8 protein-coding genes are annotated in these 10,814 nt (G+C 73.7%); 4 read left to right on the top strand and 4 right to left on the bottom strand.

Annotated features, from left to right (window positions below; all coding sequences use genetic code 11):
• Positions 1 to 2: 2 nt before the first annotated feature.
• Positions 3 to 1,007, bottom strand: a complete 1,005-nt coding sequence (locus CMN_RS01400; RefSeq protein WP_015489082.1) for an aldo/keto reductase — start codon at positions 1,005 to 1,007, stop codon at positions 3 to 5.
• A 95-nt stretch (positions 1,008 to 1,102) separates the two neighbouring features.
• Here CMN_RS01400 and CMN_RS01395 point away from each other — a divergent pair, with 95 nt between their 5' ends.
• Entirely contained in the window at positions 1,103 to 1,471 is a 369-nt protein-coding gene (locus tag CMN_RS01395; protein WP_015489081.1) for a hypothetical protein, read from the top strand.
• Between the two features lie 83 nt (positions 1,472 to 1,554).
• A complete protein-coding gene (locus CMN_RS01390; protein ID WP_015489080.1) occupies positions 1,555 to 3,738 on the top strand; it encodes an alpha-galactosidase in 2,184 nt (727 codons plus the stop codon).
• Between the two features lie 66 nt (positions 3,739 to 3,804).
• On the opposite strand, the gene CMN_RS01385 is transcribed toward CMN_RS01390, so the two are convergent.
• Positions 3,805 to 5,997, bottom strand: a complete 2,193-nt coding sequence (locus tag CMN_RS01385; RefSeq protein WP_015489079.1) for an ATP-dependent Clp protease ATP-binding subunit — start codon at positions 5,995 to 5,997, stop codon at positions 3,805 to 3,807.
• Between the two features lie 90 nt (positions 5,998 to 6,087).
• On the bottom strand, positions 6,088 to 6,465 hold the full coding sequence (locus tag CMN_RS01380) for an ArsR/SmtB family transcription factor (RefSeq protein ID WP_015489078.1): 378 nt from the start codon (positions 6,463 to 6,465) through the stop codon (positions 6,088 to 6,090).
• A gap of 203 nt (positions 6,466 to 6,668) precedes the next feature.
• Here CMN_RS01380 and CMN_RS01375 point away from each other — a divergent pair, with 203 nt between their 5' ends.
• Together CMN_RS01375 and CMN_RS01370 are read left to right on the top strand one after the other, a co-directional pair.
• Complete coding sequence (locus CMN_RS01375; protein WP_015489077.1) at positions 6,669 to 8,417, top strand: ABC transporter permease; 1,749 nt, start codon at positions 6,669 to 6,671, stop codon at positions 8,415 to 8,417.
• A 38-nt stretch (positions 8,418 to 8,455) separates the two neighbouring features.
• Positions 8,456 to 9,805: an ABC transporter ATP-binding protein gene (locus CMN_RS01370; protein ID WP_015489076.1), complete on the top strand. Its 1,350-nt coding sequence runs from the start codon at positions 8,456 to 8,458 to the stop codon at positions 9,803 to 9,805.
• Here CMN_RS01370 and CMN_RS01365 read toward each other — a convergent pair.
• Positions 9,712 to 10,803 carry an NAD(P)/FAD-dependent oxidoreductase gene (locus CMN_RS01365; RefSeq protein ID WP_015489075.1) on the bottom strand — a complete coding sequence of 364 codons (1,092 nt, stop codon included), beginning with the start codon at positions 10,801 to 10,803 and terminating at the stop codon, positions 9,712 to 9,714. The two genes, CMN_RS01370 and CMN_RS01365, sit on opposite strands and share 94 nt — an antisense overlap.
• Between the last annotated feature and the right edge of the window lie 11 nt (positions 10,804 to 10,814).

The raw sequence follows: 10,814 nt of genomic DNA, 5'->3' as shown, positions 1-10,814 counted from the left end.
GATCAGCGCCCGGTGCCGTCGACCGCGAACGGCTCGATGGCCGCCAGCTCGTCGTCCGTCATCGCGGGGGCGCCGGCCGCGGCCACGTTCTGCTCCAGCTGCTCCACGCTGGATGCGCCGATGAGCGCGCTCGTGATCCCCGGGTGCCGGAGCACCCACGAGAGCGCGAGCTGCGCGAGCGTCTGCCCGCGCCCCTCGGCAACCGCCTGCAGCCCGCGCGCCCGCTCGAGGTAGACGGACGACACCGCGGACTCGTCGAGGAACCCGCTCGTGGCGGCGCGCGAGTCGGCGGGGATGGATCCGGACAGGTACCGGTCGGTGAGCAGCCCCTGCGCGAGCGGCGAGAACACGATGCAGCCGGATCCCGCCTCCTCCAGCACGGGCAGCAGCCCGCCCTCGACGTGCCGGTTGAACATGGAGTAGCTCGGCTGGTGGATGGTCAGCGGCACCTTGTGCTCGGCGAGCGCCGCCACCGCGCGCTCGGTCTGCTCGGGCGAGTAGTTGCTGATGCCGGCGTAGAGGGCCTTGCCCTGGTGCACCGCGGTCGCGAGCGCGCCCATGGTCTCCTCGATGGGCGTCTCCGGATCCGGCCGGTGCGAGTAGAAGACGTCGACGTACTCGAGGCCCATGCGCCCGAGGCTCTGGTCGAGCGACGCGAGCATCGACTTGCGGGAGCCCCACTCGCCGTAGGGGCCGTCCCACATGAGGTAGCCGGCCTTGGAGGAGATGACGATCTCGTCGCGGTACGGGCGGAGGCCATCCGCCAGGATCCGGCCGAACGCGGTCTCGGCGCTGCCGGGAGGCGGGCCGTAGTTGTTGGCGAGGTCGAAGTGGGTGATCCCGAGGTCGAACGCGCGCCGGACGATGGCGCGCTGGGTGTCGATCGGGCGGGCCGTGCCGAAGTTGTGCCAGAGGCCGAGCGACAGCTCGGGGAGCTTGAGGCCCGAGCGGCCGGAGCGGCGGTACGGCATGGACGAGTAGCGATCGGGATGAGCGACGTAGGTCATCCGCCGAGCGTACCGAGGGCGCGCTGCCGCCCCGCGCGCGGCGGACCCTCCACCCCCGGGCCGCTGCCGACAAGCCCCTATGCGGCGCGGATGGCATGGCCTTCACTGGAGGCGTGCACACCATCCACTACGCCGACGGGCGCTACCTGACGGGCGACGACATCGCCCGTGCCGTCGTCGAGTGCGCGCAGGCGCTCGCGCGCGAGGGCGCGGCGGCGGAGACAGTGCGGGTCCCCGTGTGGCTGCCCCAGGGCGGCGTGGGCGAGGTGGCGATCCTCATCGGCCCGGCCAGCCAGATCGTGGTGGAGCCGGTCGGCCCGTCGGAGGACGAGCTGCGGGCCCCGGGGGCCGTCGACCGGATCCGGGCGCTCACCGTCCGCGCCCGCCAGTCGCAGTCGAGCACGCGCGTGACCGCCGACCGGCAGGACGGCACGTCCGTCCCGGGGCTCGAGGACCTGGACTGACGGCACGCGCGCCTCCTCGGCGCGCGCATCCCGTCGACCCGCGAGGATGGGGGCATCCCACCCGCATCGACGCGAGGAGCCCCATGCCCGACACCGCCGTCCCCTCCGCCCTCCTCCACCTCCGGGCGTCCGGCGTCTCCCTGGTGCTCGACCTCACGGAGGGCCGCCTGCCGGCCGTCGTGCACTGGGGCGCTGGCCTCGGCGACACCACCGCGGACGACCTCGCGACGCTGGCGCTCGCCGCCGTCGAGCCGATCGCGGGCAGCGTCGCCGACGACCCCATCCGCCTCGCGATCCTCCCCGAGGCGCACACCTCCTGGACCGGCAAGCCCGGCCTCGAGGGCCACCGCGACGGCGCCGACTGGTCGCCGCTGTTCCGCGTCACGTCCGCCTCCGTCGACGGCGACCCGCTCCCCGCTGGCGTCGACGGCCGGCCCGGATCCGCGTCCGCCGGCCCCGCCCTCGTGCACGTCGACGCGGTCGACGAGGTCGCGGGCCTCGGCCTCGCGCTCGACGTCGAGCTGCTGCCGTCGGGCCTCGTCCGCACGCGCGCCGAGGTCACCAACACGGGCGAGGGGATCTACTCCGTCGGCGGCGTCACGCTCGCGCTGCCGCTGCCCGCCGAGGCCCGCGAGATCCTCGACTTCGCCGGCCGGTGGGGCCTCGAGCGCACGCCGCAGCGCCGCGAGCTCGTGGTCGGGATCCACGAGCGCGAGGGCCGCAAGGGCCGCACCGGCCCCGACGCGGCGACCCTCCTCTCCGTCGGCACGCCCGGCTTCGGCTTCCGGTACGGCGACGTCCGCGGCGTGCACGTCGCCTTCAGCGGCAACCACCGCCACTACGCCGAGCGCCTCTCCACCGGCCGCCAGGTGATCGGCGGCGGCGAGCTGCTGCTGCCCGGCGAGGTGCGCCTGGCGCAGGGAGAGGCGTATGCGAGCCCGTGGGTGTACGCCGCGTACGGCCACGGCCTCGACGACCAGGCCGCCCGCTTCCACCGCCACCTGCGCGCGCGGGACACGCACCCGCGCCGCGACCGGCCCATGACGATCAACGTGTGGGAGGCCGTCTACTTCGACCACGACCTCGCGCGCCTCACCGACCTCGCGGATCGCGCCGCCGCCCTCGGCGTCGAGCGCTACGTGCTCGACGACGGCTGGTTCCGCCACCGCCGCGACGACCACGCCGGCCTCGGCGACTGGTACGTCGACGAGGACGTCTGGCCCGACGGCCTGCGCCCCATCATCGACCACGTCCAGGGCCTCGGCATGGAGTTCGGCATCTGGTTCGAGCCCGAGATGGTCAACGAGGACTCCGACCTGGCGCGCGCCCACCCGGAGTGGATCATGGCCACCGGCGGCCGCCTCCCCGTCCGCGCCCGCGACCAGCAGGTGCTCGACCTCGCGATCCCGGCGGCCTACGACCACGTGCTCGAGCGGATGACCGCGATCCTGACCGAGAACGACATCGCCTACATCAAGTGGGACCACAACCGCGACCTCGTCGACGCCGGCATCGCCCCGCGCGGCGAGGCGGGCGTGCACCTGCAGACGCTCGCCGCGTACCGCCTCATGGACGAGCTGAAGGCGCGCTTCCCCGGCCTCGAGATCGAGTCGTGCTCCTCGGGCGGATCCCGCGTCGACCTCGGCGTGCTCGAGCGCACCGACCGCGTCTGGGTCTCCGACTGCATCGACCCGCTCGACCGGCAGACGATGATGCGCTGGACCATGCAGCTCCTCCCGCCGGAGCTGCTCGGCTCCCACATCGCGTCCGGTGTCAGCCACACCACGGGCCGCGCGCACCGGCTCGCGTTCCGCGCGGGCTCGGCGCTCTACGGCCACCTCGGCATCGAGTGGGACCTCGCGCAGGCGACCGACGAAGAGAACGCGGACCTCGCGGCGTGGATCGCCCTCTACAAGGAGGAGCGCGCGCTCATGCACTCGGGCACGGTGGTCCGCGCGGACGAGAGCGACCCGACGCTGCTCGTCTACGGCGCCGTCGCGGAGGACGCGGGCTCCGCGCTGTTCTTCCTCGCGTCGATCGGCCGCTCCGAGGTCTCGCCGCGCGGCCGCGTCCTGCTGCCGGGCCTGGATCCCGCGCGCCGCTACCGCGTGGAGCCCGTGCGCGTCGGCACCCCCGAGCCGGGCTTCGTCGCGCCGGCCTGGTGGGGCGGCGTCGAGCTGACGGGCCGCGCGCTCGGGGCCTCGGGCCTGCACGCGCCGCTGATGCTGCCCGAGTCGATCGCGATCCTGCGGGTGACGGCGGTCTGATCCCGGCCGGACACGACGACGGCCCGCGGCGCACCCGGGAGGGGCGCGCGGCGGGCCGCACGGGGATCAGACGCCGGGCGCCTGATCCTCCGGCTCGTCGCTCCACGCGCGGCTGACCGTGAGGCCGTCGCCGTCGGGCGCGAGGTCGACCCGCACCGCGTCGCCGTCGCGGATGTCGCCCGCGAGCAGCTCGCGCGCGAGGCGGTCGTCGATCTCGCGCTGCATGAGGCGCCGCAGCGGCCGGGCGCCGTACAGCGGGTCGTGGCCGCGCTCGGCGAGCCAGCTCCGGGCGTCCGGCGTGACGCCGAGCGTGAGCCGGCGATCCGCGAGCCGCACGCCGAGCCGGTCGATGTAGAGCTCCACGATCTGCGCGAGGTCGTCCATCGACAGCGTCTGGAACACCACGATGTCGTCGAGCCGGTTCACGAACTCCGGCTTGAACGTCTGGCGCACGAGCTGCTGCACGGCCTGCTCGCGCTGGTCGAGCGGCAGCGTGGCGTCGCTGATGAACTGCGAGCCGAGGTTGCTGGTGAGCACGAGGATCACGTTGCGGAAGTCGACCGTGCGGCCCTGGCCGTCGGTGAGCCGCCCGTCGTCGAGCACCTGCAGCAGCACGTCGAACACCTCGGGGTGCGCCTTCTCGACCTCGTCGAGCAGCACCACCGAGTACGGGCGGCGCCGCACGGCCTCGGTCAGCTGGCCGCCCTGCTCGTAGCCGACGTATCCGGGAGGCGCGCCCACCAGGCGCGAGACGGCGAACTTCTCGCCGTACTCGCTCATGTCGATCCGCACCATGGCCTTCTCGTCGTCGAACAGGAACTCGGCGAGCGCCTTCGCCAGCTCCGTCTTGCCGACGCCCGTGGGGCCGAGGAAGAGGAATGAGCCGGTGGGCCGGTCGGGATCCGAGATGCCGGCGCGCGTGCGGCGCACCGCGTCCGCGACGGCCCGCACGGCCTGCTTCTGCCCGATGAGCCGCTTGCCGAGCTCCTGCTCGAGGTGCAGCAGCTTCTCCGTCTCGCCCTGGAGCAGCCGGCCGACGGGGATCCCCGTCCACGCCGCGACGACCGCCGCCACGTCCTCGGCCGTCACCTGCTCGTTCACCATGCGGTCCTCGGCCGACGGCACCGACTCGGCGGCCTCCGCCTGCGCGACCTCCCGCTCGATCACCGGGATCTCGCCGTAGAGCAGGCGCGACGCCTTCTCCAGGTTCCCCTCTCGCTGGGCCCGCTCGGCGCGGATCCGCAGCTCGTTGAGCTCGTCCTTCAGCTTGCCGACGCGGTTGACGCTCGCACGCTCCGCCTCCCACCGCCGCTGCAGCTCGCCGAGCGTCTGCTCGCGCGCCGCGACGTCCTCGCGCAGCTTCGCGAGCCGCGCCTTCGACGCCTCGTCCTTCTCGCGCTTGAGCGCGAGCTCCTCGAGCCGCATGCGGTCGACCGCGCGCCGCAGCTCGTCGATCTCCACGGGCGACGAGTCGATCTCCATCCGCAGGCGCGAGGCGGCCTCGTCGATGAGGTCGATGGCCTTGTCGGGCAGCTGCCGGGCCGGGATGTAGCGGTTGGAGAGGGACGCGGCCGCGACGAGCGCCGCGTCCGTGATGGGCACCTGGTGGTGCGCCTCGTACCGGCCCTTGAGCCCGCGGAGGATCGCGACGGTGTCCTCGACGCTCGGCTCGCCGACGTACACCTGCTGGAACCGGCGCTCGAGCGCGGCGTCCTTCTCGATGTACTGGCGGTACTCGTCGAGCGTGGTGGCGCCGATGAGGCGCAGCTCGCCGCGCGCGAGCATGGGCTTCAGCATGTTGGACGCGGCGACGGATCCCTCGCCGCCGCCCGCGCCCATGAGCGTGTGCAGCTCGTCGACGAACGTGATGATCTCGCCGTCGGCGTCGTCGATCTCCTTGAGCACCGCCTTCAGCCGCTCCTCGAACTCGCCGCGGTACTTGGCCCCCGCGACGAGCGCCGCGAGATCCAGCGACACGAGCTGCTTGCCCTTGAGCGAGTCGGCCACATCGCCGGCGACGATGCGCTGCGCGAGGCCCTCGACCACGGCGGTCTTGCCGACGCCGGGCTCGCCGATGAGCACCGGGTTGTTCTTGGTGCGCCGCGTGAGCACCTGGCTGATGCGCCGGATCTCCGCGTCGCGTCCGATGACCGGGTCGAGCTTGCCGCTCTTCGCGATCTCGGTCAGGTTCACCCCGTACTGCTCGAGCGCGGTCTTCGCGTTCTCGTCGGTGGCGGGTGCGCCCTGCATGTTGGCCACTGCGTTCCCTTCGGTCGTACTTGAGTCGAGCGGGCTCAAGTTTACTGCGGGGTCTCGCCCCGCGCCAGCGCGCCGAGGGGGATCCGTCGGTCAGGCACGGCGGGCGTCGAACCGGGGACGCCGCGGCGGGCGTCGTGCGTCGGGCTCGGCCGCGATCGTGCCGTCGGCCGCGATGTGCGAGAACATCTGCCGCACGATCGCGACGATGTGCGGATCCTCGAGGCGGTAGAGCTGCCGCCGGCCGTCGCGTCGCGCGGCGGCCACGCCCGCGGCCCGCAGCTTGGCGAGGTGCTGGCTCGTGGCCGGGATGGAGGCGGCGCTGCGCTCCGCGAGGGTCGAGACGTCGGCCTCGCCCTCCGCGAGGAGCCACACCAGGTGGAGGCGGCTCGGCGTCGCGAGCAGCTCGAAGGTCTCGCTCGCGGCGGCGAGCCGCGCCTCGGTCACGGGGACGGCCTCGTCTCTCGGCATGCGTCCATCATGGTCCATTCACATGGTTGCGCAAGCGCTTGAGCATCTGTGTATGCTCACCCCCCGGCCGACCCGAGGCCCGCACCGGAGGAGGCGAGACGGCATGAGCCCTGATGGCCATAGACCCCGCCCGACACCCCACCATCCTCCGCTCCCGCCGCGACGCACCTGACGCCGGCGGGACGCCTCGCCCTGGAGCAGCCATGCCCTCGTCCCGCCCGCTCACCTTCACCAGCCAGGCCGCCCCGCTGCGCTCGCGCAGCCGGCTCGCCGTCGACGCCACCGTCCTCGTCGCTGTGGCTGTCGTCTTCTGGATCCTCATCGTCCTGTCCCACGGGGTCGGGGCCCCGTTCGACCGGGCCAGCGCGCCCTCGTCGGTGTCGACGGATCCCGCCCAGCTCCCCTACTTCGCCGCCCGGTCCCTGCTGCGCATGTTCGCCGCGCTGGCCGTGTCCGTCGCGTTCACGTTCGCCTACGCGACCCTCGCCGCCCGGTCCCGCCGGGCGGAGAGGATCCTGCTGCCCGTGCTCGACGTGCTGCAGTCCGTGCCCGTCCTCGCGTTCCTGTCGGTGACGGTCACGATGTGGCTGGCCCTGTTCCCCGGCTCGCAGCTCGGGGTGGAGTGCGCCAGCGTCTTCGCGATCTTCACGAGCCAGGCCTGGAACCTCACGTTCGCCTTCTACCAGTCGCTGGTCACGCAGCCCGCGGAGCTCGACGAGGCCGCGCGCCTCCTGCGGCTCACGCGCTGGCAGCGGTTCTGGAAGCTCGACGTGCCGCACGGCATGATCCCGCTGGTCTGGAACGGGATGATGAGCTTCGGCGGCGGGTGGTTCTTCCTCGTCGCGTCGGAGGCCATCAGCGTCAACGGCGACGTCTACGCGCTGCCGGGCATCGGCTCCTACGTCGCCGCCGCGTCGCGGGCCGGGGAGATCGGCCACCTGCTGCTCGCGGTGGGCGTCATGGTCGCGATGGTCGTGGGCGTCAACCTGCTGTTCTGGCGGCCTCTCACGGCGTGGGCCGAACGGTTCCGCACCGGCGACACGAGCGCCGCCGAGGTGCAGACGAGCGTCGTCCTGGGTGTGCTCCGGCGGTCGGCGATCCCCGGGCTCGCCCTGCGCGCCCTGCGTCCCGTGGCGCGCGGCCTCGACGCGGCCATGCGGCCCTTCGGCGTCGCGGACCGCCCGCTGCACGTCGACCCGCGGCGGCGACGCGCCGGCGACGTCGCGCTCCTCGTGCTCGTCGTCGCGCTCATCGCCTGGGGCATGACCGCGATGCTCGGCTACGTCGACGCGCGCGCCGGCATCGGGGAGTTCGGGGTCGCCGCGGGCCTCGGGGTGATCACGTTCGGCCGCGTGCTGGTGCTCCTCGTCGTCGGCACGATCGTCTGGGTGCCGGTCGGCGTCTGGATCGGCCTGAGCCCGAAGGTCACGCGCATCGCGCAGCCGATCGTGCAGGTGCTCGCGAGCTTCCCGGCGAACTTCCTGTTCCCCTTCGCCACGCTCGCCCTCATCTCCACCGGCGTGAGCCTCGACTGGGGCGGGATCCTCCTCATGTCGCTCGGCGCCCAGTGGTACATCCTCTTCAACGTCATCGCCGGGGCGTCGGCGATCCCCGCCGACCTCCGCGAGGTCGCCGCGAGCCTCCGGCTGTCGCGGGTGCGACGGTGGCGCGCGCTGTACGGGCCCGCGGTCTTCGGCGCCTGGGTCACCGGCGGGATCACGGCCGCGGGCGGTGCCTGGAACGCGTCCATCGTCTCCGAGGTCGTGGGCTACGGCGACACGACGCTGCACGCGACGGGCCTCGGCGCCTACATCGCGGACTCCACCGCGAGCGGCGACTTCGCGCGGACCCTCGTGGGCGTCACCGTCATGAGCGTCTTCGTCGTCGGCCTCAACCGCCTCGTCTGGCGACGCCTGCACGCGTACGCCGAGACGCGCTTCTCCCTCTCCTGAACGACCCGAGCAGACGACCCCCGAAGGGCGGCACGACCATGACCACCACCACCCGGACCCGCACCGAGCTCATCACCGCGCGCGACGTCTCGAAGTCCTTCCCGTCCGCGGACGGCACCACGCTCGACGTGCTGGAGCACGTCGACCTCACGCTGCACGAGGGCGAGATCGTCGCCCTCCTCGGCAAGTCGGGCTCGGGGAAGTCGACGCTGCTGCGCGCCCTCGCCGGCCTCATCGCCCCCACCGGCGGCGAGGTGCGGTACCGCGGCGCCCTGCTCGACGGCGCGAACCCCGGCACCGCGATGGTGTTCCAGTCGTTCGCGCTGATGCCCTGGCTCACGGTGCTGCAGAACGTGGAGCTCGGACTGCTCGCGGCCGGGGTCGGCGAGGCGGAGCGCCGCGAGCGCGCCCTCGCGGCCATCGACTCGATCGGACTGGACGGCTTCGAGTCCGCCTACCCACGGGAGCTGTCCGGCGGGATGCGCCAGCGCGTCGGCTTCGCCCGCGCGCTCGTGCTCCGCCCCGACGTGCTGCTGATGGACGAGCCCTTCTCCGCGCTCGACGTGCTCACGAGCGAGAACCTGCGCGGGGAGATCGCGTCGCTGTGGGCGCAGCCGGGCTTCCCGACCCGCAGCATCTGCATCGTCACCCACAACATCGAGGAGGCCGTGCTCCTCGCCGACCGGGTGCTCGTGCTCGGGTCGAACCCCGGCCGGGTGAAGGCCGAGGTCCCGATCACGCTGCCGCGCCCGCGCGACCGCAGGAGCCCCACCTTCGAGGCCGCGGTCGACGCCCTGTACGCGATCCTCACCGACCGCGACGAGCGGTCCACGACCGTCAGCGCGACGCCCGGGCCGCTCTCGCACCCGCTGCCCCAGGCCAGCGTGGGCGGCCTGGCCGGCCTGGTCGAGATCGTGCACGCGCACGACGGGCAGGCCGACCTGCCCGACCTCGCCGACGAGCTCTCGTTCGAGCTCGACGACCTCCTGCCCCTCGTCGACGCCGGGCGCATGCTCGGGCTCCTCGAGGTGGAGGGCGCGCAGGCGTTCCTCACGGACGACGGGCGCGCGTGGGTCACCGCCGGGATCCTGCGCAGCAAGGAGCTCTTCGCGCACCTGGCGGCGACGGGCGCACCGCTGGTGCGGACCATCGTCAAGGCCCTCGAGAACAGCGACGACGGCGCGCTCCGCGACGACTTCTTCCGCGACCTGCTCCGCCGCGGCTTCACGGACGCCGACGCGCAGCGGCAGCTGGACATCGCCATCGACTGGGGCCGCTACGGCGAGCTGTTCGACTACGACGCCGACACGGGCGAGCTCGTGCTGACCGACGTGGCGGCGGGGCTGCTGGCGGACATCCGGCCGGCGGGCGAGGCGACGGGGGCCTGATCCGCGGCGGCGGTCGCGGTGGCAGCGACCGCCGTCGCGACGTCCTCCGTCACCATCCCGGCGTTCGCCATCGCGCCCGCCATGGTGCCCGCGGCCATGGCCACCGGCACGTTCGCCGATCCGCTGGACGCGTTGCCCGCGATGAGGAGGCCCGGGACGCTCGTCTGGCCCATCGGATCCGCCGCCACGAACGGGCCCCAGGGTGCGTCCTCGGTGGTGGCGCCGAGCGCGCGGGCGATGCCGTCGCGGGGCGCGACGCCGGGCATCGCGAAGAGAGAGTCGAGCGGCAGGATCCGGCCGTCGGCGAGCTCCACGCCCTCCAGCGCACCGCGCTCGCCGAGCACGCGGACGACCGCGGCCTCCTCCACGCGGATCCCCCGGGCGTCGATCCCGGCGCGGGTCGCGTCATCGAAGTCGAGCGGCTGGCCGTCCGCCATGCCGCCCGCGATGAGGAACGTGACGTCGGCCGACCACTGCCGCAGCATCTGCACGTGGTGGAGGCTGCCGGGCCCGGTCGCGAGCACGCCGATGCGGCGGTCGCGCACCTCGTAGCCGTCGCAGTAGGGGCAGACGACGACGCCCGCGCCCCAGTGCGCGGTCAGGCCGGGGACCTCGGGCAGGACGTCGACGAGGCCGGTCGCGAGGATCACGCGGCGGGCCGCGACCTCGGCGCCGCCGTCGAGCGTCACGCGGAATCGCGGGCCCGCCGGGTCGTCCACCGCGGCGACCCCCTCGACGCGCCCGTCGACCACGACGCCGCCGTAGCCCTCGATCTCGCGCCGCCCCTCGGCGACGAGCTGCCGCGGCGGCTTCCCGTCGTGGCCGAGCACGCCGTGCATGTGCGCGGCGACGGCGTTGCGGGGCTGGCCCGCGTCGACGACGAGCACGCTCCTGCGGGCGCGCGCCAGCATGAGCGCCGCGCTCGATCCCGCCACGCCGCCGCCGACGACGACCGCGTCCCACTCGTGCCTTCCATCGATGCCTCGTGTGATGTCCATGGCTCGAGCCT

Source organism: Clavibacter nebraskensis NCPPB 2581 (assembly GCF_000355695.1).
GTDB classification, from domain to species: Bacteria; Actinomycetota; Actinomycetes; order Actinomycetales; family Microbacteriaceae; genus Clavibacter; species Clavibacter nebraskensis.
The sequence above is the reverse complement of the archived record's forward strand: the minus strand, read 5'-3'. Positions and strand labels throughout refer to the sequence as shown.